Source organism: Streptomyces sp. NPDC059008 (assembly GCF_042749045.1).
Taxonomy (GTDB): domain Bacteria; phylum Actinomycetota; class Actinomycetes; order Streptomycetales; family Streptomycetaceae; genus Streptomyces.
The window spans coordinates 50,448-76,740 of sequence record NZ_JBHYJC010000034.1 but is presented as its reverse complement, the minus strand read 5'-3'; the positions used below and the strand labels follow the sequence as shown (position 1 = coordinate 76,740).

16 protein-coding genes are annotated in these 26,293 nt (G+C 74.3%); 5 read left to right on the top strand and 11 right to left on the bottom strand.

Annotated features, from left to right (window positions below):
• Window positions 1–305: 305 nt before the first annotated feature.
• The gene (locus tag ACFWZH_RS29700) at window positions 306–2,480 is read left to right on the top strand and encodes a PIG-L family deacetylase (protein WP_384437938.1); all 2,175 of its coding nucleotides are present in this window, start codon (window positions 306–308) and stop codon (window positions 2,478–2,480) included.
• Window positions 2,481–2,502: 22 nt separating this feature from the next.
• Here the strand turns inward: ACFWZH_RS29700 and ACFWZH_RS29695 are convergent, their stop codons facing one another.
• The 3 genes from ACFWZH_RS29695 to ACFWZH_RS29685 are packed head-to-tail and all read right to left on the bottom strand — an operon-like array spanning window position 2,503 to window position 6,493.
• Window positions 2,503–2,910, bottom strand: coding sequence for a GtrA family protein (locus tag ACFWZH_RS29695; RefSeq protein WP_384437935.1), 408 nt, complete (start codon window positions 2,908–2,910; stop codon window positions 2,503–2,505).
• Entirely contained in the window at window positions 2,910–3,881 is a 972-nt protein-coding gene (locus tag ACFWZH_RS29690) for a glycosyltransferase family 2 protein (protein ID WP_384437932.1), read from the bottom strand. Before ACFWZH_RS29690 ends, ACFWZH_RS29695 begins: the two co-directional genes overlap by 1 nt.
• The gene (locus tag ACFWZH_RS29685; protein WP_384437929.1) at window positions 3,878–6,493 is read right to left on the bottom strand and encodes a YfhO family protein; all 2,616 of its coding nucleotides are present in this window, start codon (window positions 6,491–6,493) and stop codon (window positions 3,878–3,880) included. The genes ACFWZH_RS29690 and ACFWZH_RS29685 overlap by 4 nt, the downstream gene beginning before the upstream one ends.
• A gap of 186 nt (window positions 6,494–6,679) precedes the next feature.
• On the opposite strand from ACFWZH_RS29685, the gene ACFWZH_RS29680 reads away from it, so the two are divergent.
• Genes ACFWZH_RS29680 through ACFWZH_RS29670 form a run of 3 tightly spaced genes read left to right on the top strand, consistent with a single transcriptional unit; the run spans window position 6,680 to window position 9,307 of the window.
• Complete coding sequence (locus tag ACFWZH_RS29680) at window positions 6,680–8,290, top strand: glycosyltransferase family 2 protein (RefSeq protein ID WP_384437926.1); 1,611 nt, start codon at window positions 6,680–6,682, stop codon at window positions 8,288–8,290.
• A gap of 23 nt (window positions 8,291–8,313) precedes the next feature.
• Window positions 8,314–8,586 carry a DUF1876 domain-containing protein gene (locus tag ACFWZH_RS29675; protein WP_384437923.1) on the top strand — a complete coding sequence of 91 codons (273 nt, stop codon included), beginning with the start codon at window positions 8,314–8,316 and terminating at the stop codon, window positions 8,584–8,586.
• 55 nt (window positions 8,587–8,641) lie between these two features.
• Complete coding sequence (locus tag ACFWZH_RS29670; protein ID WP_384437947.1) at window positions 8,642–9,307, top strand: class I SAM-dependent DNA methyltransferase; 666 nt, start codon at window positions 8,642–8,644, stop codon at window positions 9,305–9,307.
• Window positions 9,308–9,334: 27 nt separating this feature from the next.
• Here the strand turns inward: ACFWZH_RS29670 and galE are convergent, their stop codons facing one another.
• From galE to ACFWZH_RS29655, 3 genes are all read right to left on the bottom strand, one after another.
• Window positions 9,335–10,312: a UDP-glucose 4-epimerase GalE gene (gene galE / locus ACFWZH_RS29665; RefSeq protein WP_384437919.1), complete on the bottom strand. Its 978-nt coding sequence runs from the start codon at window positions 10,310–10,312 to the stop codon at window positions 9,335–9,337.
• 43 nt (window positions 10,313–10,355) lie between these two features.
• Window positions 10,356–12,005 (bottom strand): glycosyltransferase family 2 protein, encoded by a 1,650-nt coding sequence (locus ACFWZH_RS29660; RefSeq protein ID WP_384437916.1) that lies wholly within the window; start codon window positions 12,003–12,005, stop codon window positions 10,356–10,358.
• Window positions 12,006–12,301: 296 nt separating this feature from the next.
• Window positions 12,302–15,955 (bottom strand): CDP-glycerol glycerophosphotransferase family protein, encoded by a 3,654-nt coding sequence (locus tag ACFWZH_RS29655; protein WP_384437913.1) that lies wholly within the window; start codon window positions 15,953–15,955, stop codon window positions 12,302–12,304.
• Window positions 15,956–16,205: 250 nt separating this feature from the next.
• Here ACFWZH_RS29655 and ACFWZH_RS29650 point away from each other — a divergent pair, with 250 nt between their 5' ends.
• Complete coding sequence (locus ACFWZH_RS29650) at window positions 16,206–16,895, top strand: class I SAM-dependent methyltransferase (RefSeq protein WP_384437910.1); 690 nt, start codon at window positions 16,206–16,208, stop codon at window positions 16,893–16,895.
• 69 nt (window positions 16,896–16,964) lie between these two features.
• On the opposite strand, the gene ACFWZH_RS29645 is transcribed toward ACFWZH_RS29650, so the two are convergent.
• From ACFWZH_RS29645 to ACFWZH_RS29625, 5 genes are all read right to left on the bottom strand, one after another.
• Window positions 16,965–17,924 carry a class I SAM-dependent methyltransferase gene (locus ACFWZH_RS29645; protein WP_384437907.1) on the bottom strand — a complete coding sequence of 320 codons (960 nt, stop codon included), beginning with the start codon at window positions 17,922–17,924 and terminating at the stop codon, window positions 16,965–16,967.
• 473 nt (window positions 17,925–18,397) lie between these two features.
• A complete protein-coding gene (locus tag ACFWZH_RS29640) occupies window positions 18,398–19,315 on the bottom strand; it encodes a carbohydrate ABC transporter permease (protein ID WP_384437904.1) in 918 nt (305 codons plus the stop codon).
• The gene (locus ACFWZH_RS29635) at window positions 19,312–20,565 is read right to left on the bottom strand and encodes a carbohydrate ABC transporter permease (protein WP_384437944.1); all 1,254 of its coding nucleotides are present in this window, start codon (window positions 20,563–20,565) and stop codon (window positions 19,312–19,314) included. The genes ACFWZH_RS29640 and ACFWZH_RS29635 overlap by 4 nt, the downstream gene beginning before the upstream one ends.
• Before the next feature lie 412 nt (window positions 20,566–20,977).
• Entirely contained in the window at window positions 20,978–22,366 is a 1,389-nt protein-coding gene (locus tag ACFWZH_RS29630; protein WP_384437901.1) for an ABC transporter substrate-binding protein, read from the bottom strand.
• Between the two features lie 482 nt (window positions 22,367–22,848).
• Window positions 22,849–26,235 carry an FtsK/SpoIIIE domain-containing protein gene (locus ACFWZH_RS29625; RefSeq protein ID WP_384437941.1) on the bottom strand — a complete coding sequence of 1,129 codons (3,387 nt, stop codon included), beginning with the start codon at window positions 26,233–26,235 and terminating at the stop codon, window positions 22,849–22,851.
• Window positions 26,236–26,293 lie beyond the last annotated feature (58 nt).

Genomic DNA, 26,293 nt, shown 5'->3' with positions numbered 1-26,293 from the left:
GTCAGCACCGAGTCCATGCACTCGCGCAGGAATCCCTGCACTCTGAACACGGGGACGATGATGCTGAAGCGGGGTACGGCGTCGAGGTCTGTCTCGGACATGCGGTGCTTACTCCTCGTGGCGAGCTGAGTACAGAAAGCAAAAAAGCCCCAAAGGGGTCTCTTGCATTGTCAGCCATCTGACCCGCGTTAACCCAAAAAGGTTGTTGTTCGTAACCTGAAAGTTCTGTGGCGCTCATCACAGAAGTGGTCAAGTGGTGAACTTTCGGACGAGCGGGATCGCCGGTACGACCGAATACTGAGGGAGTGTCACCCGCGCCCCCGCCCCGCGTCTCCCGCCGCCGGCTCCTCCAGGCCGCCGGCGGCGGGGCGTTGGCCGCGGCCGCGGGTACGGCCGTGCGGTCCTGGCGCCTGACGGAGCGCCACCCGACCGGGGCGGGCGACCGCGGACGGCTGCTGGTGGACCCCGCCGACCAGTCCTTCGTCCAGGTCGTCGCGCACGCCGACGACGGGCTGTTCTTCATGAACCCCGATCTGGAGCAGTCCCTGCGCTGCGGGGCACGCTCGGTGACGGTCTGTCTGACGGGCGGTGAGGCCGACGGACGCAACGTCAGCCCGGCCGCCCTCCACCCCGGCAGCGTCCCCCAGGACCGGGCCGCCTTCGCCCGGGCCCGGACCAACGGGCTGCGCGCCGCACACGCCGCGATGGCCACCGGCAACCCCGCCGCGCCCTGGGACGTCGCCGCGGTGTCGCTGCTGCCCGGCCTCCAGGTGGAGGTCCACACGCTGCAGGGCGCCCCGCACCACCGGCTGGTCTTCCTCCAGCTGGTGGAGGCCCGGGCGGTCTGGCAGGCCCGTACGGCGAGCCTGCGCGGCCTGTGGCTGGGTGCCGCCGGCACCCTGCCCACACTGCGGCCCGCCGGCACCCCCGTGGAGCGGCGGTTCCACTACACCCGCGACCAGGTCGTCCAGACCCTGGTGGCGGTGCTCGACCGGGTCCGGCCCACCGTCGTACGGACGCTGGACCCGAACGCGGCGCACTCCCCCAAGCCCCCGCCGGCCACCGCGGACCGCGACCCCCGGCTGGCCGGGCTGCGCTACTACGACCACCAGGACCACACCGCCTCCGCCTACTTCGCGCAGGCCGCCCTGGCCGCCTACCGGGGCGGCGCGCCGCACCGCCCGGCCATCGTGGAGAACTACCTCGGCTACGAGGCCGGTGTGCTGCCGGGCGACGTCGACGCCGAGACCGCCCGCAACAAGGCCCGGGTGCTGTCGGTGTACGGCTGGGCCGACCGCCGCCGCTGCGGCGACCCGGCCGGCTGCGGCGACCGCAAGGTGGGCGACTCGGCGCTCAGGGGCACCGCCCGCAACTGGACCCGCTCCACCCGGCTGCGCGCGCCCGGCTCCAACGCCTGGCTCCACGCCGCCCACGACGGCCGGCTGGCCGCCTTCGCGGTCCTGGGCGGCGCGGCGTACCGCTGGGCCGAGAGCCGGCCGGGCAGCGGCCGCTTCGGCGCGCCGCTGCCGGCCGGCGGGGAGCTGCTGCAGGGGCAGATCCACGCGGTGCGCCGGTCCGACGGCGCGCTGGTGCTGTTCGCCTCCCGCACCGTGCTGCCGGGCCGTCACACCGCGCACCGCCGTGAGCTGGTGACCGCGGTGCAGCACGGCACCGCGGCGGACGGCGGGCCCGCCTTCGGGCGCTGGGAGCCGCTGGGCTCCCCGGACGCCGACCCGGTCCGGTCGCTGGAGATCGGCTTCCCGGCGGCGGTGGCCACCCCCGACGGCGCGGTGCACGTCTTCGTCCGGACCTGGGACGGCAACATCGCCCACCGCGCCGCCCCGCCCCGAGGGCCCTTCTCGCCCTGGCGGCGGCTGGAGGGCCCGGTCAGCACGCTGCAGGCGTCCCCGGGGATCGTCGACGACATCGACGCGTGCGTGGACTCCGACGGGCTGATCCATCTGGTCGCCCCCAGCGCCCGGACCGTGCAGCACTGGGTGTCGAAGCGGGCCGGGCTGACTCCCCGGCCCGCCGCGGCCACCGGACTGCCGCGGCCGGCCGGCCCGGTCAGCGCCGTGCCGCTGGCCGGCGGCGTGGTCCGCCTCGCCTACCGGCGCGCCGACACCGCCCGGGTGCTGATCGCCGAACGGCAGCGGACGGCCGGCACCTGGCGGGTCTCGGCGCAGTGCGAGGCGGTCGGCGGCTACGGGCGGGTGGCGGCGGCGCCCATCGGCGGCGGCGAGGGCATGGTGCTCGCGGCCCGCGACGACGACGGCGAGGTACGGATGGCGATGGCCCAGGACGCGCCCGGTCCCTGGCAGCGCGGCCGGGCGGCGCACTCGGCGGCCGCCGGGGTCGCCCAGGACGCCGCCGGGCGCGCGGTGGTCGTCGTCCTGGGCAACGACGGCCGGCTGCACTCGACCCGGCAGACCTCCGCCGGGCGGAGCGCGCCGTTCGGGCGCTGGCGGGCTCAGGGCTAGAGCCTGACCCGTCGGACGCGCCCTAGGAGCCCGCCCGCGCCGCCGGGCGCAGCAGGATGCGCCGGGACAGCAGGTAGGTGAAGGGCAGCGCGCAGCCCGCCGCCGCCAGCGGCGCCACCGTCGTGCTCACCCCCAGCCAGCTCACCAGCGCCACCAGCCCCGCGCTCTGCACCGCGTAGTTGGTGGCCTGGGTCAGCGGGAAGAGCAGGAACTTCCGCCACGTCGGTCGGGTGCGGTAGGTGAAGCGGGCGTTGAGGAAGAACGAGCAGACCATGCTCAGCGCGAAGCTCGCGGTGTAGGCGGCGAAGTACGGCAGCAGGCGGTGCAGCGCCAGGTAGCAGGCGTAGAACGTCGCCGTGTTGACCCCGCCGACGGCGGCGAAGCGCACCATCTGGCCCCAGCGGGCGGGGGCCCGCTCCGCGGCGGGCATCAGCCGGTCTGCGAGCCGGCGGCGGCACCGGCCGGCTCGGGGGCCGCGGCGGCGGCGTTGCTCTCCTTGACCAGGAAGTGCGGCCGCCGCTTGGCCTCGTAGTAGATCCGCCCGATGTACTCGCCGATCAGCCCCAGCATCACCATCTGCAGCCCGCCCAGCCCCACGATGATCGCCACCAGCGTCACATAGCCCGGGGCGGTGACCCCGCCGGCGACGGCCGCGCCGACGATCCACAGGGTGTAGAGCGCGGCGAGCGAGGCCAGGCCCAGCCCGGCGTAGATGGCCGCCCGCAGCGGACGGCAGTTGAAGGACAGCATGCCGTCGATGCCGTAGTTGACCAGCGCTCCCAGGCGCCACTTCGTCTCGCCGGCCTCCCGGGCGGCGTTGCGGTAGTCGAAGGTGACGGTGTCGAAGCCGATCCAGGAGAACAGGCCCTTGGAGAAGCGGTTGTACTCCGGCAGCGACAGCAGCGCGTCCACGGCCGTGCGCGACAGCAGCCGGAAGTCGCCCACGCCGTCGGCGAGTTCGACCTCGACCCAGTTGTTGACGGCACGGTAGTACAGCCGGCTGAGCGCGGTCCGCAGCCGCCGGTCGCCGTCCCGGCTGCGCCGGGCGACGACCTGGTCGTGGCCGAGCTGGTAGAGGTCGAGCATCTTCTCGACGAGCGGCGGCGGATGCTGCAGATCCGCGTCCATGATGATCACCGCGTCGCCGGTGGCCGCCCGCAGACCGGCCAGTATCGCGGGCTCCTTGCCGAAGTTGCGGCTGAAGGAGAGGTAGCGGGTGGTGCCGCGGTGCTGCTGCGCGAGACCGCGGAGCCGGGCCAGGGTCCCGTCGACGCTGCCGTCGTCGACGTAGACCAGCTCGTAGGGGACGGCGAGGCGCTCCAGGACCGCGCGGATCGCGGCGTCGAAGCGGCCCAGCACGGCCTCCTCGTTGTAGCAGGGGACGACGACGGACAGCCTCATCGGCCAACCTCCTCGGTGGAGTGAAGCCGTGGGCGGCTCCGTAGACGCCCCCCGAGCGCGACCATGGCCAGCGCCAGCGCGGCCGCGCCGCTCGCCGCCAGCCCCGCGCCGAGGCCCGGCGGTTCGTACGCACACGTCAGTCGCCGGGCCCCGGAGCCCAGCGGGACGGCCAGCAGCCCGCCGAACGAGGACGGGGCCCCCAACGGGCCGCCGTCCACCGAGCAGCCCCACCCCGCGACGGCCGGCACCGCCAGTACCGCATGCCCCTTGCTGCCCCGGGGCAGCCGGGCCGTCACGGCGTGCCCGGCGGCCGTCAGCTCACGCGGCCCGCGCAGGGCACGCACCGCCGCGGCGAGCCGGGCGCGCGACAGGCACCCCAGGGCGTGCTCGGGCACCAGCTGGCGGCCGGTGCCGGTGAAGCGCACCACCACCGTGCCGTCGGCGGGCACCCGGCCCAGCGTCCGCACCGGATTGGCGGTGCTGTCCCGGGCGCCGATGCCCTTGGTGTGCCCGCCCAGCCCGCTGACCCGCCCGGAGAACCACGGCGCGGACCACACGACGGTGCTGCCCGGGGCGCACCGCGCACGGAAGGCGGTGCCCGCGCCGCCGCGGCCCGTCCCGCGCCCCGCCGCCTCCGGCAGCAGCCAGCCGCCGCGGGCGGGCACCGGGGCCGGGCCCGCGGCGGGCGCGAGGTCCGGCACCTCGTAGACCCGGGCGCCCAGCATCCGCTCCTGGCGCGCGAAGACGGTCCGCTCGCCGGTGAGCGGACCCGGCAGCCGGTCGCGGACGGTCAGCAGCGGGGCCGGGGGCTGCGCGCGGTGCGCCACGAACGACCGGTGGCGGTCCGGGCCGGGCGACAGATAGCTGCCCACACCCATGATCGCCTGCCCCACCGGGTCCTCGAAGCTGAGCGTGTGACGGCCCCTCATGTACCAGCCCGCGCCCAGGTCGCGCAGCGCGCGGGCGGTGGCCGCGGGCACATAGCTGCTGTAGTACGAGCCGCCCTCGCCGCCGATCAGCAGCGGATCGTTGTTGGCGAACTCGTGCGGGCCGGGGTCGGTGCGGGTGCGCGGCCAGTCGCCGCGCGCGGTCAGCACGTCCCGGGCCGCCAGCGACGCCCGATCCAGCGTGGGCTTGGGCCGGAACCACGCGATCTTGTCCCGTACCGCCGTCACCGAGAAGGCCGTGTACGCCGAGGTGAGCAGGACGGCGGCGGTCAGCGCGGCGGTGACGGCCCGGCGCGCACGGGGCCCGTGCAGCGCCGCGAGCGCGCCCAGCCCCACCAGGACCGTCGCGCCCCCGCCCGCCACCAGGAGCCACGTCGCGGTGCCGACCGCCCCCTGGTCGCGGCTCAGCCACGCCAGCCACGCCACCAGCGCCCCGCCCGCGGCAAGTTCGCCGGTCCGCGGGCGGTGCGCGAGCGCGAGCCAGGAGATCATCACCAGGATCCCGCTGAGCACGAAGGCGGCCCGGTAGGGACTGCCGTTGGGCAGCGCGAAGCCGTGCCACAGCAGGATCGTCGGCTCCCAGACGAACGAGGCGCCCACACCCGCCGCCAGGACGTACCAGCCGATCCGCACCCGCGCCGGCACCCCGCGCACGAACGGGAACGCCGCGACCAGCAGCAGCCCCGCCACCCCGATGGACACATTGGGCGCCGGCACCCCGCCGTGGCCGCCGGGCAGCAGCTGCGCCAGCTGGTCCAGCGGCGCCGGCCGGTCGCGGTAGAGGACCTCGGGCGCCGGCTGGGCGGCCCGGCTGGCCGGCAGGGTGACGGTCAGCACCGGCGCCGCGAGCAGGATGCCGCACGCCGCCATGGACCCGGCCCGGGCCAGCACGGCCGGCCGGTCGGCCGCGGCGGTCCCCGGCGCCGTCAGCAGCCGCAGCCCGAGCACCAGCGCCATCGCCAGGGTCGCCATCGCCGCCGTGTAGAAGTTGCCCGCCCAGGCCAGCGCGACCAGGGCGGTGCCCGCCACCCAGCGGGTCCGGCGCAGGCACCACTCCGCCGCGATCCCGGTCATCGGCAGCGCGACCAGCCCCCACATCCACATCGGGTCGGCGAAACCGTCGTTCAGCACCCAGGCGCACAGCCCGTACCCCACCGACACCAGTGCCCGCAGCGCTCCGGGGCCCGGGTGCAGCCGCCCCAGGAAGACGGTCATCAAGGCGGCGGCCAGGCCGATGCTGAACAGGGTGACCAGGAAGACCGGCAGGTCGGTCAGCTCGCGGGGGAAGAGCCCGACCAGCCAGGAGAACGGGTTCATCAGGTACGTGAAGAAGTCCGCGAGGAACGGAACGCCGTAGCCGCTGCTCCAGTTGAAGAACACGTCCCCGGTGGTGCGGCCGTGCAGCAGGTCCCACAGCCGGGCGTGGAACGGCACGAACTGGTTGGCCAGGTCGTTGACGGCCCTGGAGCGCGGCCCGAACGGATAGCTGCCGTAGACGGCCAGCGCCAGGCAGTACGCCCCCATGGACAGCGCCGCCGCGAGCCCCGGGGCGGCCAGCCGGCGCAGGGGCCCGCGCACCGCTGCGGGGTGCTCCGTCGGGGGAAGGGGCCGGGTGACCTCCTGGGGCCGGAGGGCCTCTTGTGGGGTGGCGGGCGTCGGAGCCACCGGCACTCCTCCACACTCGGCGAACGTTCACTCAACGTTATATGTCTTAATAGTCCGTTTCGCCCTGCTGGGACGCGGGGCTTTCGGGGGATTGCCCCCGCAGGAGAGCGGCACGGGACCACGCGTGCGCGGCCGACCGGGGCGGGCCCGGCCGACCGCGACGACACCGACGAACGAAAGGGCACCATGCCGGCATCCGACGACACCACGGCCGCGGCCACCGCCCCGCCGCCCACCGTCTCCGTGGTCATACCCGTGCACAACACCCGCCCCTACCTCGACCGCAGCCTCGGCTCGGTCTTCGCCCAGACCCTCGACCCCCGCCGCATCCAGGTGATCGCGGTCGACGACGGCTCCACCGACGGCAGCGCCCAGTACCTGACCGAACAGGCCCGCCACCACCCCAACCTGACGGTCCTGCACCAGCCGGCCTCCGGCGGCGCCGGCCGGCCCCGCAACGTCGGCCTCGCCCACGCCAGGGGCGACTACCTCTTCTTCCTCGACTCCGACGACCACCTCGGCACCGAGGCACTGGCCCGGCTCACCCGCATGGCCCAGGCCCACGGCTCGGACATCGTCTACGGCCGGATCGTCGGCGCCGACGGCCGCGCCGCCCCCGTCGACCTGCGCACCACCGCCGCCGCCGTCACCCCCTTCGACTCCCCGGTCTACTGGACCCTGGCCGCCTACAAACTCTTCCGCCGCTCCTTCGTCGAACGCCACCGGCTGCGCTTCACCGAAGGCCGCCTCCTGGCCGAGGACCTCCCCTTCGGGATCACCGCCCTGCTGCGCGCCCAGACCGTCTCCGTCGTCGCCGACTACGACTGCTACTACCTGCACGGCCGGCCCGACGACAGCAACGCCAGCCGCCAGGACACCGACTGGTGCGACTACCTCGACTACATCGGCGGCGTCCTCGCCGACGTCGCGGCCGAGGTCCCGCCCGGAGCGCACCGCGACACCCTGATGGTCCGCCACTTCCACGGCGAGATCCTCATGCCCTTCGCGGCCCCCTACCTCGCCCGCGACACAGCCGGCCGCCGCGCCATGGCCGCCGCCGCCCGCCCCCTGGTCGACCGCTACCTCACCGACCGGGTCCTGGCCGGCCTGCCACCCGGCCTCCGCCTGCGCGCCCACTGCCTGCGCCACGCACTGCACGACGAACTGACCGCCGTCGTCCGCGCCGACACCGGCACCCGCCCCCCACCGCCGCACATCGACGCCGACGGCCGCGTCTTCGCCCCCTACCCCTACTTCCGCGACCCCGCCCGCGCCCTGCCCGAGGCCTGCTACGACCTCACCGACCGCATGGTGCTGCGCCAGCGGCTGACCGGCTGGCGATGGAGCGGCGGCGCGGTCCATCTGCGCGGCACCGCCGCCCTGCCCCACCTCGGCGGCGGCACCGTCGAGGTCCTGCTGCACGGCAGCGCCGGCGACCACCGCGTCCCGGCCCGCTGCGAAGGCGAGCACTGGCGGGCCGCGGTCGACCCGGCGACCGCGGCCGACGGCCGTCCGCTGCCCGACGGCACCTGGGGACTCAAGGTCGCCGTCACCGCACACGCCGACGGCACCACCGGACCCGCCCTGCGACGCGAGGCCTGGCTCGTCCCCGAAACCCCGGCCGGCGCCCCGGGCCCGCCGCACGGCCCGGACGCCGCCGGCCTCACGCCGCGGACCGTCGCCCGCGGCCCGGCCGGCCCCGCCGTCGCCACTCTCTTCCGCTCCCGGCCGCACGGCCATCTCCACCTCCACCTGGGCACACCGTGCGCCGGTCCGCCGGTGGGCGCACTCTGGTAACAGCGGTTTCGGAGGTGATCGCGATGTTGCAGACCGCTGTCGGATGGCATGTAGAGCTGGAATTCGAGGAGGACACCCACCGCACCCGCGCCGCCGCGCTCGTACGGCTCCCCGACGGGAGCGAGGTCCGCTCGCACGGGTACGCCAGCCGCCACCCCGCCGACGCCAACCAGCCGAGGGTCGGCGAAGAGGTCGCGGGAGCCAGAGCGCTCAACGAACTGGCGATGAAGCTGCTGACCAAGGCACACGACGAGATCGACGAGGCGTCGGGCCGGACCTCGCACCCCCTGACCTGACCACCGGACCGCGGCACCCTTGCCCGCGCCCCGCGCAGTAGGGTGCCCGGTCATGATCGACGAACCGGAGTTCCTGACCGACACCCGCACCTTCTACGACACCATCGCCGGCGACTACGCCGAGCACTTCCGCGACCCCATGGCCACCAGGCACTGGGACCGGGCCGTGCTCGCCGCGTTCGCCGACACCGTGCGGGCCGAGGAGGCCGGGCCCGTCGCCGACCTCGGCTGCGGTCCCGGCTGGATCAGCGCCCACCTCGACGCCCTGGGGCTGGCCGTCTCCGGCGTCGACCTGTCCCCCGAGATGGTGGCCCTCGCCCGGCGGGAGTACCCCGGCCTGCGCTTCGACGTCGGCTCGATGCTCGACCTGGACCTGCCGGACGGCTCCCTCGGCGGCATCGTCGCCTGGTACTCGATCATCCACACACCCCTGGAGCGGCTCCCGGAACTCTTCACCGAGTTCCACCGGATGCTCGCCCCGGGCGGCCACCTGCTTCTCGCCTTCCAGGCCGGCGACGAGCCGCTGCACCTGGAGCGGCCCTTCGGCCACCCCGTATCGCTCGACTTCCGCCGGCGGCAGCCCGACGAGATGGCCGCACTGCTGGCGCGGGCCGGGCTGGACGTACGAGCCCGGCTGCTGCGCGAGCCGGAGGAGGCGATGGGGGAGTCGGCCCCGCAGGCCTACCTCACCGCCCGCAAACCCGCCGCCGACGCCGGCTGACCGCGCCCGGCCGCGGGCCCCTGGGACTCAGACCCCGGGGTGGTGGTGGCGCCACCCCGCCCACGCCGAAGTGATCATGTCGCGGACGTCGTGGTGCGCCTTCCAGCCCAGCTCCGCCGCGATCCGGTCCGCCGCCGCCACCACCCGGGCCGGATCACCGGCGCGGCGCGGGGTCACCTCGGGGACGACGCCCTCATGGCCGGTGACCTCGGTGATCAGGCCGATCAGCTCGCGTACGGACACGCCCTCGCCCCGGCCGATGTTCAGCGTCAGATCCCGCACCGGGCCCGGCTCGGCGAGCTTGCGGGCGGCCGCCACATGGGCGTCGGCGAGGTCGGCGACATGGATGTAGTCGCGGATGCAGGTGCCGTCGGGGGTGTCGTAGTCGTCGCCGAAGACACGCGGCGCGGCGCCCTCGGTGAGCTTCTCGAACACCATCGGGACGATGTTGAACACGCCGGTGTCGGCGAGCTCGGGGGTGGCCGCGCCGGCGACGTTGAAGTAGCGCAGACAGGCCGTGCTGATGCCGTGCGCCCGGCCCGCCGCACGAGCCATCCACTCGCCGACCAGCTTGGTCTCGCCGTAGGGGTTGATCGGCGCGCAGGGCGTGTCCTCGGTGACCAGGTCGACGTCCGGCATGCCGTAGACGGCCGCGGAGGAGGAGAACACGAAACGGCCGACGCCGCCCGACGCCATCGCCTCCAGCAGCGTCTGCAGGCCGTGCACGTTCTCCCGGTAGTACAGCAGCGGCATCTCCACGGACTCGCCGACCTGCTTCTTGGCGGCCAGATGCACCACATCGGTGACACCGTGCTCGGCGATCGTCGCATCGAGCAGGGCACGGTTCAGGATCGAGCCGACGACCAGCGGGACGCCCTCGGGCACCCGGGCGGCCACGCCCGTCGTCAGGTCGTCCAGCACCACGACCTGCTCCCCCGCCTGCCGCAGGGCCCGTACGACATGGGAGCCGATATAGCCGGCACCACCCGTGATCAAGTAAGACATAGCGCCAATCCTAGGCTCGGGGTCGGACAACAAGGGGCGGCGGTCAGCGGCGCAGGCGGCGGGCGGCGATCCGCCAGACGCTGCGCAGCCCCGACGCGACCCGCAGCGACAGCGCGCCGCCGGTCGTCGCATACGGCTGCACCAGCAGCACGGCATGACGCCGGCTGGGCAGCACCCGGCGCCGCAGCCCCGGACCGGTGGCCCGCAGGGCGGCCCGGAAACCGGCGCCGTCGGCGCAGCTGACCTGCGCCATCAGATCCCACGGCTCCGGGTCGGCGTGCCCGGCGCCACGCTCGACCAGCGCCTCTATGTCCAAGACGACCTCGGCCGACCAGCACGCCTCCGCGCCGGTGCCGGCCGCCGTGGGGGTCAGGGCCGCGGTGTGGACCGGGCCGCGACGGTCGTCGCGCCGGCGCCGCAGCTCGACGTCGATGCTCTCCGGCCCGGCCGCCGCCAGCCGCCCGTACAGATCATGGACGCGCAGCCGCAGCACACCGCGGCCGGCGACCACCGGTTCCGCGTCCACCGTCACCGGCAGCCGGTGCAGCGGCTTGGTGCCGATCGCCTCCAGCTCGATCCCCGGAAGGTCCGCCGACCACACCGCCCGCCCCTCGGCCTCCGCGTACGGCGGCAGCAGCCGGCCGGGCCGGGCCGCCAGCTGCGTGAGCCGGTCCAGGTCACGCGGGACGGGAGAGGCCAGCACCACCCGGGCCAGCCAACGGGCCGGGGCCCGGGCCGCACGCAGCTCCGCCTCGTCGAAGCCCGCCAGGTACTCGCGGGTCAGCCGCCACCACTCGGCGCGGTAGTCGGCGCCGCGGGTGTGCAGCTCACGGACGTACATCCGCAGATCGTGATCGAGGAACTTGGTGGCGGCGGCCTGCGCCAGCGCCTTGTGCCCGGCGTCCAGGAAGATCCGCACGCTGGTGCGGTGCGCCTCGATCCGCGCCTGCCAGTTGGCGACGTCCTTGCGGTCCAGGGAGATCGACTGCTTGGCGGCCGAGCGGCGCACATGCCAGATGTAGACACTGTCGGGAATGGTCGCGATACGCGGCGCGGCGGCCAGCACCCGGGCGGTGAAGACGAAGTCCTCATAGGTGAAGCGGCCCTCGGGGAAGACGATGCCGTGCTCGTCGAGGAACGCCCGGTCGTAGAGCTTGTTGACGCAGAGGGTGTCGCGGACCAACTGGGGACTGGACGCGGCGGACTCGTGCACCGCCGCCTCGCGGTAGAGCGCCGGCAGCCAGGGGATGTCGCGCCGCGCCGGCAGCTCACGGCGCACACAGGCCCCGGCCGCCACCGGGGCGTCGTGCTCCAGCGCCGCGGCCAGCAGCGCCCGCGCCGCGCCCGGCGGCAGCACGTCGTCGCTGTCCAGGAACATCACGAACCGCCCGGTGGCGGCGCGCAGACCCTCGTTGCGGGGGGTGCCGCAGCCGCCGCTGTTCTCGCTGCGGTGCACGACCCGCAGCCGCGGCTCGGTACGGGCGAGGGCGTCCAGGGCGGCGCCGGTGCCGTCGGTGGAGGCGTCGTTCACCGCGATCACCTCGGTGACCGTCTCCCCGGGAGTCTCCTGCGCGAGCGCGGAGCGCACCGCATCGCAGACATGGACGGCATCGTTGAAAGCGATGACGACGATGCTGACCTGCGCGGAAGGCGTGATGGTGGGCCCCGGCAGCGGCTCTAGGGCTTCTTTCACAGTCACTAAATCTACATTTCGTGTCGACAGCATCACTTGGCGCGAGCGGGGTCCGATCCCATATCCGATGGGTCAGAGGGGGAATCCCGCCGTGCGGTTGCACCCGCCGCCTCGGTTTTCCGCCTCATTGCCATCCCGTGACCGGACGGAGTCGGGAGCCGGGTGTGCGCACGCCCGTAAGGGAACCCGCACATGCTGTAACGACGCGAGCGCCGTGCGATGCCGATCCGTCCGCCCTCACCTTGCCGCGCACCGGCCCGCCCACCGCTTCCTCGCACCACCACCCCCGGGGAGCCTCACCGCTCCATCAGGTCAGCGACCCGGCCGGCCGCCCCGCCGTCGTCCCGGTGGCAGAACGTCTCCCGGAAATCCGCGTACGCGTCCGAGCCGGCCGCCGCGATCGCCTCCAAGTCGCCCAGCGCGTCGATCAGTTCACCGGTCGACGTCAGCAGCGGGCCCGGCACCCGGGCCTCGAAGTCCAGCGTGAAACCGCGCAACGCATCACGGTAGTGCGGCAGATCGGGGGTGAGGAAGAGCATCGGGCGGCCCGTGTTGGCGAAGTCCGCGGCCAGCGACGAGTAGTCGGTGACCAGGACGTCCGCGGCCAGCAGCAGCTCGGTGGCGTCGGGGTAGCAGGACACGTCCACGGCGAACGGCGCGTGATGGGCCGGCAGCCGGTCGGCGACCAGCGGATGACCGCGCACCAGCAGCACATGGCTCTGCGCCAGCTCCCGCCGCGCCAGCTCCAGATCCAGCGGCAGATGCAGCCGGTGGTGACCGGCGTCGTACGCCAGATCGTCCCGCTGCGTCGGCGCGTACAGCACCACCGTCCGGTCCGGCGCGATCCCCAGCCGCTCCCGCACCGCCGCCGCCCTCAGATCGCGGTCGGCGGCGAACAGCGCGTCCGTACGCGGCAGACCGGTCTCCAGCAGCCGCCCCGAGTAGCCCAGCGCCGAACGCAGCACCGGCGTGCTGTGCGCGTTCGGCGACAGCAGCACACTCCACTGCCGGCTCACCCGCGGCCGCGGCGCCAGATGCGCCAGCCCCGCGCACAGCGTGCCCGCCAGATCGGCGCCGATCCGCTTCAGCGGAGTACCGTGCCAGGTCTGGATGATGCGCTGCCCGCCGCGCCGGGTGAACCAGCGCGGCAGATGGGTGTTGGTGACCACCCAGCGGCTGTGCGCCAGCGCCCCGTGCCACTCGGCGCTGCCCACCACCACCGCCCGCGCCGTCTTCGGCACCGCGGCCTGCGCATCGCGCACCGCCCACAGATGCTCCACCTCCGCACCCCGGCGCACCAGCTCCTCGTGCACCGCGCGCGGCGAATCCCCGTACGCGCGGCCCCCGAAGCTGCTGTAGAGGACGGTGTCCCGCAACGGGCGGGAGCGGTGCAGCGCATAGTGCTGCTCGCGCAGCACCCGGCGCCGGTAGGGGCCGCGGTCGGTGACCGGCAGCGCCGGACCCGCGATCACCAGCGCCTCGTCGTGCAGATGCCGGTCCAAGGACAGCGGCTTGCCGCCGACCGCGCAGCCGGCCGGCAGCCCCTCCCAGACGGCCGGCGCGATCCGCACCGGCGCGTCCAACGCCGAACCGGGCGCCCCCCGCTCGCGCAGATGCAGACTCCAGCGGCCCTCCCGCAGCGGCACCGGCCCGGCCAGCGAAGGCAGCGCCCCCAGCGGCAGCGTGCCGTGGAACCGGCCCTCGTCGTGAGTGGTGGCGAAGGCCAGCTCGGCGGCGTGCGCGGCGTGCTTGAGGACCAGTTCGGTGGCGTGCGGCGCGGCGTCCGGCAGCCCGCCCGCCACCAGCAGCGTGCCGTCGGGACGCCACAGCACCCGGTCCAGATACGGCTGCGGAGTCCGGTCGTGCAGTACGAGGTCGCCCGCCGCGGTGGCCGCCACCACCAGCTCACGGCCGTGCGGAAGCGGATACGCCACCGGCTCCAGACCCGCCTCGCAGGCGATCGCCTCGGTGCCGCCGTCGGGCAGCACCAGCTCCGGCGACCAGCTCTCGGTGTGCACCGGGGCGATCGCCGAGGGCGCGCCGTCGCGAGGGGGCCGCGCCGCGGCGAGCGCGTCCAGGCGGATACGGACGGTCAGCCGCCCGGCGCCGCACGCGGCCCCGGCGTCCGCCCCCTCCCCGGGGGCCGCGGCCACCCGCGCCGTCTCCACCGGGAACGACACCACCGTCCCCGTCCCCTGATGCGTCAGCCGCAGCGCCGCCGGCGCCGGCCCCGGAGCCGTCACCGTCACATCCAGCGCCCCGGCCGCCGCCCGGTGCCCGGCCAGCCGCCGGTTACGGCGCGCCACGGACAGCCGCAGCCGCCCCTGCGCGTACCACGGCGTGATCCGCACCCGCCCCGCCCCGCCGCCCTCGTCGGCCACGTCGAAGGCCCCCGGCGCGGCACCCGACCCCGTCGAAGCCGCGCCCAGCGCCGCCGCCCGCACCACGCCCGCCGAGGTGAGCAGCACCCCGACCCGCCACTCACCCTCCTCCCACCGCCCGCCCCGGCGCAGCCGCGCCGGATCGATGCGCACCTCGAAGCCCGACCAGTCGTAGCAGTGCTGCTCCTGACCGGACTCGGCCGTCGCCTCCGGCATCGCCAGCGGCCGCAGCGGCAGCAGGATCCGCCGCCGGCCGCACGACAGCACCGCCGTCCGCAGATAGCTGTGCCGGTGCGCGGCGGCCAGATTGCGGATATAGGCGTAGCCGCGCAGACACAGCACACCCTCGCGCCACACCGCCTCGACGACCTTCGCCCGCACCGGGAAGTCGGCGCGCTCCAGCCGCGTCACACCGGGCGGCAGCTCCAGCGCCGCGCCCCCTGCCGCGCCGGTACGCGAACCGACCCCCGCCGCGCCGCCCAGCGGCAGCACCGCCCGCTTGCGCAGCGGCGGACCGGCCACCGTGAACCCCGCCGGGTTGCGCGCCTCGTGCGCCAGCAGCGCCAGCAGGTCCGCCATCCGCCCCGCGCGGATCAGATACCAGCGCATCCGCAGCTCCACCGGCAGCGCGGGGAACAACCGGGGATCGGCCCCCGCCAGGAAGCCCCGGGCGCAGTCCAAGAACGCCGTCCGGGTCTCCGGCGCCGCGGTCGGCAGCGCCTCGACGAGATCGAGCAGCCCGTCGGTCAGCTGCGCGCGGTCGTAGTCGCGCTGATAGGCGTTCAGATGGGTACGGGCCGGGTCGGCCAGGAAGCGGCGGACCGCGGCCACCGCCGCGAACCGCTCCCGCACACCCCCCGCATCGAGCCCCCGGTACCGGCCCGGCCCCTCCGGCAACCGCCAGTAGCACACGTGCTCGTGCAGCACGTCGACCGTCCTGGCCAGGAAGTGCGCCGGCAGCGTCACCACCGCGTCATGACACAACTCCCCTTCCGGGAAAGCCAGTTCGTGCCGCTCCCAGAAAGCGCGCCGGAAGACCTTGTTGCGCGCGAAGCAGTCCGACAGCAGCGACAGGTCCTCGGAGATGTGGGTGCGCAGCGCCGTCCCGTAGGTCTCCGGATGGTGCGCGGACTGACTGCGGCCGGCCGCGCCGAGCCGGTAGACGTTCCCCGTCGCCAGGTCCGAACCGGACTTGTCCAGCAGCCCCACAAGATCCTCGTAGGCGCGCGGCAGCAGCACGTCGTCGGCGTCGAGGAACGCCAGGTAGTCGGTGTGCGGATAGCCGTGCCGGGCACCGGTGTTGCGCACCGCGCCGCACCCGCCCGCCGCCTCGCCCCCCGGGTGGTGGACGATACGGAACCGCGGATCCCGCTCGGCGAACCGGCGGGCGACCGCGGCGGGCGTACCCTCCGCGGCACCCGCCGCCCCCTGCGCGGGAGCGCCGTCCACCATCACCACATCCAGTTCGGTCAGCGTCTGAGCCGCCACCGAATCCAGGCACTCCTCCACATTCCGCTCGGACCCCTCCAGGCGATGCACGGGAACGACGACGGTGAGCCGAGGCTTCATACGCGGACCAAGCCTTTCCGGACTGGCGATGCACAAGACCGGACCGTTCAACTCACCACCGGCGGCACGGTCACCGGATCTGCGCTGAAAGGGTGAGACGCATCGTCGACAGCACGTGTTCGGGTGATTACGCTCAGTGTGCGGCCCTCGGCGCGCCGCGGCGCCGGGCGCGCATCAGATGCCGTAGACCCGATGCACAGCGTTATGGCGCCCCGCGCGCCGCGTCCCCAGGGAAGGTGACCGCGTCCCGATGCCCGGCCGTACCGACAGCTCCACCGCCACCGACAGCCCCGATGCCCAGCCGCCCGGCAGCGACCCCCGCACCGCCCCGGTCGCCTGCTCCACCGGCACCGCCCCGGCCGCCTCCACCGCCCGACTGCCGGCCGACCGGGCCCGCAGCGGCCTCGCCCGGCTGCTGCCCGACCGCACCCCCTACCGCCGCCAACTGCGGCGCATCGGCGCCGGACGGGTCCTGGAGATCGGCTGCGGACAAGGCGACACCCTCGCCGGATGCGCCCCCGGCAGCGTCGGAATCGACCACGACCCGCAAGCCGTGGAACGCTGCCGCACCCGCGGACTGACCGCCTACACCGCCGACGCCTTCCTCGCCGGCCCGCACGCCAGACCCGGCGCCTTCGATGCACTGCTGACCGCGCACGTCCTGGAGCACCTCGACGACGAACAGGTCGAAGAGCTGCTGCGCGCCTACGTCCGCTACGTACGGCCGGGCGGCGGCGTCCTGCTGATCACCCCGCAGGAAGCCGGACACCGGGCCGCCGGCCCCGCCCCGGTCCGCTTCACCGACTTCCACCTGCTGCGCGCCTTCGCCGAATCCGCCGGCCTGGCCGTCCGCCGCACCTACTCCCATCCGCTGCCGCGGCCGGCCGGGATGCTGCTGCGGTCCAACGCGTTCGTCCTCGTGGCGCAGGTCCCCGCATAACGCGCCGAGGCGACGCGCGCTGCCGGCGCCGAAAGCCGCGGGCGGCAGCGCACCGCCCACCGGCCCGCCTCAGCGGGTACGCGCCCGCTTACGGGCCCGGACGATCGCCCGGGTGACGATCGGCGGCAGCACGTCCAGCGCCACCCTGCGCACCGTGCTGCGGGTCGGCACCGGCGGACGGGGCGCCGGACGGGCCCCCGACGCCGCCGGACGCCCGGCCGACGCCCGCGGCACGGCACGGGCGGCAGGCACCGCCTGGTGGCGCGAGACCGGCTGGACGGGCTCCTCGGCGCCCTTGGCGCTCAGCCGGACCAGCGGGGCGTCGTTGACGTACTGCACCTCGTGCCAGACGTCGCCGCGCGCCGCGATCCACTCCAGCAGCGCCTTCTGCACCGGCTCGGGATCGCCCCACGTCCCGTAGAACTTGGTGCCGGTGATGCAGATCGGCCGCAGCCCCTCGTTCGCCACGGCCTGCCAGGTGGCGGCGGCCACCCCCGGGCAGTGCTCGGCGCGGTAGTCGTCCAGCACCACCACACCGCTGCCGGTGAGCAGCTCGCGCACCGCCAGGATGTCGCCGTGCACATGCTCGTACAGATGCGAGGCGTCGATATGCGCGAAGCGCACCGACCCCGGATCGACATGGTCGCTCACCATCGAGCTGAGACCCTGCACGATGGTGGGCAACTCGTCGTGGAACGCCAGGTAGTTCGCCTCGAACGCGCGCCGCGTCAGGGTCGCGTAGGACTTCTTCATCTCCTTGGAGTTGGAGGCGTCCTCGGCGGGGGAGTCGAAGAGGTCGCAGACCGTGAAGCGCTCCTCAGGGCGCAGCCGCGCACCGAGGAAGATCGCGCTCTTGCCCATGTACGCGCCCAGTTCAAGCAGGTCACCCGACTCGGAACGGTCCTGCTGATACGCCAGGAACCAGTCGAAGAGCAGCTGGTCGGCGGTGAAGAACCAGCCTTTGACCTCGGACAGCCGCGTGGGGCGCGGGAGTTGTTCGGCACTCTGGTCTGCGGTGGGGGCAGTCATGTGCGGTCCGTCTCCAGACGGTCGGGAACGTAGGGCGAAATGCACTCGGGGACAGGGGATCGACAGGCGGTCGATACGGGGTCGACAGGAGATCGACAGGAGGTCGACGGAAGATCGGCGGCGGACAGGGGCGTGAGGGGTGTCGGAGCTGTCTGGGAATTCGTACGCGATCCGTGCGGCATCTGCAGTTGTGAACGAGCCCGGCGTCACGGCCGCGGCGCGGCGGCGCGACCCGCACGGAGCCCAAGCGCCATCGCTCGCACGTCCTCGCGCGAGCACCGCTAGGCAGTCTCCACGACAAGGCGCCGACGCACCATGCCTTTCGCGGCAGTGCCCGACATCGTAGGGGGACCGACATGAACGCGGGATAACAACAAAAGACCCCCCGGCACCGGTCCTGCGCCGGTTCTGTACCCGTCCGGCAGCGGCCCCGCGGCGAGCTCGCACCGGTCCCGTGGCCGTCCCCGGCGGACCTACTTCACCGCGCCCGCCATCACACCCGAGACGAACTGCCGCTGGAAGGCGAAGAAGACGATCAACGGCACCACCATCGACACGAACGCGCCCGGCGCCAGCACATCGATGTTGTTGCCGAACTGCCGCACCTCCTGCTGCAGCGCGACCGTGATCGGCGGACTGCCGCTGTCCGCGAAGATCAGCGCCACCAACATGTCGTTCCACACCCACAGGAACTGGAAGATCCCCAGCGACGCGATCGCCGGACCACCCAGCGGCATCACCACCCGGGTGAACAGCCGCAGCTCACCCGCCCCGTCCAGCCGCGCCGCCTCCAGCAGCTCACGAGGGATCTCCGCGAAGAAGTTCCGCAGCAAGAACACCGCGAACGGCAGCCCGAAGGCCGTATGGAACGCGATCACCCCGGCCGTCGTCTCGAACAGCCCCACCGCACCGAACAGCTTCGCCACCGGGATCAGCGCCACCTGCACCGGAACCACCAGCAGCCCCACCACGACCAGGAACCAGCCGTCCCGCCCGGGGAAGTCCAGCCACGCGAACGCATAGCCGGCCAGCGACCCGATGACCACCACCAGCACCGTCGCCGGCACCGTGATCGAGGCCGTCGTCAGCAGCGAGCCCATCACCTTCTCGTTGGACAGCAGCCGACTGTAGTTGTCCCAGGTGATCTGGGCCGGCTCGGCGAAGACCTGCCACCAGCCGGACTCGGCGCTCCGCTGCGGACCACGCAGCGACGACAGCAGCAGCCCCACCGACGGCATCAGCCAGAACAGGGCGACCAGGACCAGGAAGACCCGCATGGCGCCGCCACCCGCCCGCGCCACCAGACGCGCGGCGAGCGGCCGCCCGGCCCGCACGGCACCACCCGAGGCGCCGGCCCGCCGGTCCGGTACGGCACCGTCCACGGTCGTCATCGGCGACGCTCCTTCCGTATGCGCCGGAGATTGACGTACATCACCGGCATCACCAGCAGCAGCAGGAACACGGCGATCGCGCTGCCCAGCCCCTCGTCCACATCCGTGCCGAACGACGACTGGAACAGCTGCAGCGCCAGCACATTGGCGGACCGGATGCTGGAGCCCGGCGCGATGATGTACACCAGGTCGAAGATCTTCAGCACGTTGATCATCAGCGTGACCAGCACCACCACCAGCACCGGCGCCAGCAGCGGCACCGTGATCCGGCGGAACACCTGCCACTCACCGGCACCGTCCACCCGCGCCGCCTCCAGCAGCTCACGCGGCACCCCCGCCAGCCCCGCGGCGATCAACACCATCGCGAAACCGGCCCACATCCACACATAGGAGCCGATGATGGCCGGGGTCACCAGCGCCGGCCCCAGCCAGTCGACACCGCCGTACGCCTCGGCGAAGTCGGCCGCCGGCAGCCGCAGCCGCGCCCCGCCGGCCTGGTCCGCGGGCAGCGCGTACGTGCCGTCCGCCGCCGTCGTCGCCGTGGCCACCACCCGGCCGTCCTTGACCGCCTCCACCGTCAGACCCGCCAGCGCCCGCTCCCCGCCGTCGATCACACCGGGCCGCCCGCCGCCACCGCGGGTGAAGTCCAGCCAGACGGTGCCGGTGACCTTCCCGGGGCGCGGTACGGCGGCGACCGCCGGCCTCGCACCCCGCAGATCGTCCTGCCGCACCGCGACCAGCGGCAGGTTCACCGCCGAGCCCGCCCGTGCGGCCGACCGCGTGGTGAACGCGCCGCCACCGGACGGCCGGAGATCGGCGCGCGGCCGCGGTTTGGCACCGGGGAACGGCGCCGGATCGGCGAAGGTGTCGTGCACACCCACCCACACCGCATTGGCGACCCCCCGCTCCGGGTTCTGGTCGTACACCAGCCGGAAGATGATCCCGGCCGCCAGCATCGAGATCGCCATCGGCATGAACACGATCAACTTGAACGCGGTGCCCCACCGGATCCGCTCGGTCAGCACCGCGAAGACCAGCCCCAGCGCCGTCGACACCGTCGGCGCCACCACCACCCAGACGACGTTGTTCCGCAGCGCCGTACGGATGCCCTCGTCCGAGAACATCTCCCCGTAGTTGTCCAGCCCCACGAACCCGTCACCGGACGCGTCGAACAGACTGCGACAGACGGAGAAGACGATGGGATAGACCACCAGCGCACCCAGCAGCAGCAACGCCGGCAGCAGAAACACCGCGGCGATCCAGCGGCGCGTCGCCGGCAGCCCCGCGCGCCCCCGGCGCCCGCCGACGGCCTTCGCGGCCGCGCCGGTCCTCCCGGCCGCCCCGGCCCGGACGCCACCCCCTACATCGCTCCGGACGTCGCCCCGTACATCGCTCCGTACGCGGCGCTTCGGGTCGCGCTGTCGGTCGCTCATCGTGACGGTCCCCCGGTCCCGGTCGAAGCGGTCGGCGGCAGGCTCTCGGTGCCCGGACGATGCGCCTCTCCTCGCCCGGACGACGTGCGCTCGACGACACGCCCGCAACGACGCGCCCTCGCTGTGCCTTCAACTCGGCACGCCCTCAACTCGACGTGCCCTCAACCCACACGCGCCCTCAACCCACACGCGCCCTCAACTCCACGTGCCCTCAACTCCACACGTGCCCTCAACGCCCGAACGACTTGGCGGCGTCCTTCTCCAACCGCGCCTGCGTACCGGCGATGTCCTTCGGGTCCTTCAGAAAGTCCTGCAGGTCCTTCCACTCGCCCTGCCCCGGCTTGCCGCCGAAGGAAGCGGGCGCCTGATCGGACATGTCGAAACGGAAGTCGTCGCCCGCCGCGATCAGCGCCTTGGCGATCTCCCGCATCACGTCATCGGCGTAGGCCGCCTGGTCGAGCTCCTTGTTGGGCGAGACGAACCCGCCCGCCTGCGCCCAGAGCTTCGCCGCGTCCGTCGACGCCAGGAACGTCAGCAGCGCCTGTGAGGCCTTGCTGTCCTTGAGCGCCACCGCCACATCGCCGCCGGTCACCACCGGGGACCTGGCGCCCACCGCGGGGAACGCGAAGACCTTGGCATCGGTACCGACCTTTGCCCTGGTCTGGGTGATGTTGGCGGCGGCGAAGTCGGCCGACGAGACCATCGCGGCCTTGGGGGCGTCACCGCCGCTGAAGGTCTGGGTCACCGACGTCGGGAAGTCCGTCTGCAGCGCACCGGAACCGCCGCCCGCCAGCAGGTCCTTGCGGCCGAAGAGCTGCGCCAGCGTGGTCAACGCCTGCTTGACCGTCGGATCGGTCCACTTGATCTTGTGCTGCGCCAGCTGGTCGTACTTCTGCGGACCCGCCTGCGAGAGGTAGACGTTCTCGAACCAGTCGGTCAGCGTCCAGCCGTCCGCGCCACCCACCGACACCGGCTCGACGCCCGACTCGGCGATGATCTCCGCCGCCTTGACGAAGTCCGGCCAGGTCTTCGGCTCCTTGGCGCCGGCGTTGTCGAACGCCTGGGCGTTGTACCAGACCAGCGACTTGTTGCTGGCCTTGAAGTAGACCCCGTACGGGGTGCCCTTGTGGGCGCCGAGGTCCTGCCAGCCCTTGGAGAAGTTCTTGGCGAGCTGCGCCTTCGCGCTCGCGCCGAGCGGCTTGAGCCAGCCCTTCTGGGCGAACTCGTTGAGCACGCCGACCTGCTGGAGCATCGCCACATCGGGCGGCCCACCACCGGCGATCTTGGAGCCGATGAAACCGGCCATGTCATCACCACTGGGCACGAAGGCGACGTCGGCGCCGGTGCGCTTTTCGAACTCGTCCAGCACCTTGACGAAGTTCTCCCGCTCCGGCCCCGTCCAGACCGCGGTGACCTGCAACTTCTGCCCGTTCAGCTGGGGCAGCCGCACGGTCGGGGCGGTGGAGCCCCCCTTGCCGCCGCCACTGCCGCCACTCCCGCCGCTGCCGCCGCCCTTCGCCCCGCCACCGCCGCCACAGGCGGCCAGCGCCAGAGCCAGCCCCGCCGCCGCCACCGCGGCGGTCGCACGTCCAGCCGTACGGTCGAGTCGTCTGCGCATCCCCGTAGCCCCCTGTCGCTGCGCCTGCCATGCCGGTGCGGTGCGGTGCGGTGCGGTTGCGGTGGTGCCGTGGTGCGGTGCTTCTGGTCCGGTCCGTGGTGCGGTGGTGTCGTGGTGCGGTGGGTGGTGCGGTGCTTCTGGTCCGGTGCGTGGTGCGGTGGTGTTGCGTGGTGCGGTGGTGTCGAGCCTCTGTGCGGTTGTGTGTGCGGTGGTGGTGTGCGACAGGTCTACGCCCTGGCCACGGGCTCCGCAATACCGCCGTCGCCGCCAACTCACCTTTCGTGATGGGCCTGTTACGGGATCAGCGACTACGCCAGGCCCAACGGCACAGGACGGGGGAGGGCATGGGCGACACCTCGGATTCCGGCGACACCTGGTGCCCGCATACGGCGACACCTGGGGTTCGCATACGCCGACACCGGGGCTCGGATACGGGCGACACCCGGGGGCTCGGATGCGGGCGACACCCAGGGCCGCCCCGCTCACACCAAGGGTGGAGCGGACGGTGCGCCCGAGGACTGTGCCGCCCTCTGCAGCGCGCTGGCCAGCAGGGCCAGGTCCGTCGGGCCGTTGCCCAACTCACGCAGCGGGCGCCGGGCAGGGGGGTCGCCCATCCGCTGCCATTCGAGCGGTACGACGGTCGGCCGCAGCGTGGAGGTGCGGGGTATCCGGCCGGTGACCCGGCCCGCCTGGAACGGTGTCGAGGAGCCGTCCGCCGCGCGGTGCAGCCGGCCCCGGCCGGGCGGTACCGGCTCCGAGGGGTCGGCGGCCGCGCCCAGTTCGACGCGCAGGCCGGCCCGTTCGCTGGTCGCGGTCTCGGCTGTGCGGTCCGGGTGGCCGGTCGCGGCTATCAGGTGGACGCCGAGGGCCGCCCCGTCGCGGGCCACCGCTTCCAGCGCCCGTACGACGGAACCGGCGGCGGGCCGGCCGGGGCTGCCCAGGGCCGGGGCGACCAGTGCGTCGAAGTCGTCGACGAGGACGAAGAGCCGGGGCATCGGCGCGGCGGGCTCCGGGGATCCGGTGGCGGTGTCCTCGGCGGTGGCTCCGCTGCGGGCGCGGAGCCGTAGCGTGCCGGTTGTCGACGAGTCCGCCGGTGTGCCGCTCTCCTCCTCCTTGTTTCGGCAACGATTACGGAGAGTGATTGGTTCCTGCTCTCCGTGACCGCCTTCGGTCGAGCGGCGCGGGGCGATGATCCGCGGTGCCGGGAGGTGTTTGGCGCGCCACTCGGCGAAGGGCGTGCCGGCCAGTATTTCCGTGCGCCGCTTCAGCTCCGAGGACAGCGCCTGGGCGAACTCCCGCATCCGGACCGGGTCGGAGGCGGCGAGGTACGTCGTGACGTGCGGCAGGTCCGTGCACACCCGCAGCCCCTCGCCGCGTTCGCTGCCGCCGCCGTCCACCAGCACCAGCGACAGCAGATCCGGGCGGTCGGCGGCGGCCAGCGACGCCGCCAGCGACCGCAGCAGCTCGGTCTTGCCGGTGGCCGGCGCGCCCTCCAGGAGCAGATGCGAGCCGTCGGCGGCCAGGTCGGCGTGGAGCGGGCCGTGCGGTCCCGCGCCGAGCACCGCCGCGGCGCCGGCCCGGTCGGTGTCCAGGGTGGCGGCCCAACGGGCCATCAGCGACGCCGGGGTGGCGCGGGCCAGCCCCAGCTCGTCCAGCAGTCGCGCCGAATCGGGCAGCGGGACGGCCGCGCGGGGCACCGCGGAGCCGTCGGCGGTCGCCGCGGCGTCGGTCTCGCGCAGCGGCGCCAGCGCCCGCGCGAAGCGGTCCGCCCAGGCGCCGGAGACCGCGTCGACCGTCGCGACCGTGCCGTTCGGTCCGGAGCCCGGCTGGACCACGCGCAGCGCCGTGGCGACGTCGCCGCTGAGCACCGCGACCGCTCCGCACTCGCCGAAGGCGGGTGACGCCGTGCGGGCCGCCTCGTACGTCGAGGCCAGCGGGAAGGCGGGGGAGGCGGCCGGGGTCTCCGCCAGGCACAGGAGGTGGATACCGGCCGCCGGGCCGCCCGAGGCGAGGCGGGCGGTGGTCTCGCGCAGCGCCGACGAGCCGGGGTCGCCGTCCACGATCACCAGGGTGTACGGGCCTTGGTGGTGGGCGGCGGCGGAGGCGATCTCGGCGCGTTCGGCGCTGGCCCAGCCGGGGCCCAGGGGGCTGTCGTCGAGCCGCCGTGCCAGCTCCGAGGTGCGGGCCGTGGCCTGCTCCCGGTCGTAGGCGAGCAGCAGCCGGCAGTCCTGGCCGTGTGCGGGGCGGACGTGCGGCAGCCAGCCCAGCCAGGACCAGTCCGCCACCCGCTCCTCGGTGGCGCGCGCCCGGTCCGCGCTGATCAGCACGATTTCCAGGGTGCCGGGGGAGTGCAGGGCGGCGAGCTGGGCGACGGCGGAGCGGGCCAGTCCGGCGAGCCGGGCGCGGGGTCCGGCCAGGCCCAGGGAGCCCGCCCGGCGCAGCTCGACGGTGACCGGTACGGCGCTCCGGCCGCCGCCGCGGCTGGTCGTCCCCAGGCGGACGGCCAGGGCGTCGGGGTGGTCCCGGCCGCGCTCCCAGAGCCGGGGCCCCGGGCCGAGCGCGGTGAGCAGGACCGCGGCGGCGTCCGGCCAGCGCTCGTGCTCGGCCGGCCCGGAGGGGCCCGCGGCGCCCTGCGCGCCGACGGTGGTTCCCCTGGGGGCGGGGGCGCCGTCCGGCTCGTAGCGGGCGGCGAAGTCGGTACGGGCGTCGTCCGGGCGCTCCACGGCGGGCCGGCCGCCGGCCAGCCGCCGCGCCCAGGCGCCGATCCCGCCCCGCCGGCCGCCCTTGCGGGGCGCCTCGTCGCCGGGCACCTCGTCGGCGGGCGCCAGCGCCCGCTGTCCGCCGTGCGTCAGGTCCTGCGCACCGGTGGGGGCGCGCTCGGCCGGCTCCTCGCGGAACGCGGGGCCGAATCCGTCGGCGGTGCCGGTGGCGCGGTCGAAGCCGTGGCCGTAGCCGTGGGCGGTGGCGGCGTCGGGAAGGGCGTCCGCGGCGCCGCCGTACGGGGCGCTGTAGCCGTGGCCGTCCCCGGCGCCGGGCGGTTGCCAGGTGTCCTGCGTGGGGGTGCCGCGCAGCGGTGTGTCGCGTCGCGTCGCCGGGCCCGTGGGCGGTGCGGTGCGGGGCGGGGGTACGGGGGTGGTCGCGGCGGCGCCTTGGGGGCCGCGGTCGTACGCGCCGGGCGGGGTGTCGGCGCCGGTCCCGGTGGGGGAGCCGTCCGTCCCCGGGGCGATGCGCAGCTGCCCCTCGCCGTCGGGGGTGGTGCGCAGGGCGGGGTCGGGGGTGCTGGGGGCGGACTGGAGGCGGAGGGCGGATTCGCCGATGCGCAGCAGGGCGCCGGGGCGCAGCGGAGCGGGCCGTTCACCGAGGTCGCCGCCGTCGACGACGGTGCCGTTGGTGGAGCGCAGGTCGGCGACGTGCACCGAGCCGTCCGGCTCGACCGTCACGGCGCAGTGCAGCCGGGAGACGTCCGGGTCGTCGAGGGGGACGTCGGCGTCGGCGGAGCGGCCGATGCGGATCTGGCCGCCGTGCAGCAGATGGACGCCGCCGGCGTCGGGCCCGGAGACGACGCGCAGCCGCGCGGTGCCGTGGGGCAGGCCGTGGGCGGGGGCGGGGCCGGGGCCCTGGAGGGAGAGCACCGCGCCGTCGATCAGCGGGGGCTCGCCGATCGCGGCGCGCTGCGGGTCGAGGCGCTCGGAGCCGGCGTACAGCACGACGGGGCCGCTGCCGGCCTCCGCGCCCGCGCCCGCCACGGAGGCCGCGAGCGAGCCGGCCACGGCCGCCAGGGCGGTGCCGGCGGGAGCGGTCACGAGCACGTCGCAGGCCCGTGTGGTGTGGCCGCTGCGCGGCCCGAGGACGGTCAGCCGGATCTGCATCGCCGTCAACGGTCCCTTCTGCCGGGGCTTCGGCAGGGGGCCGCTCGCTCCCCCCGCC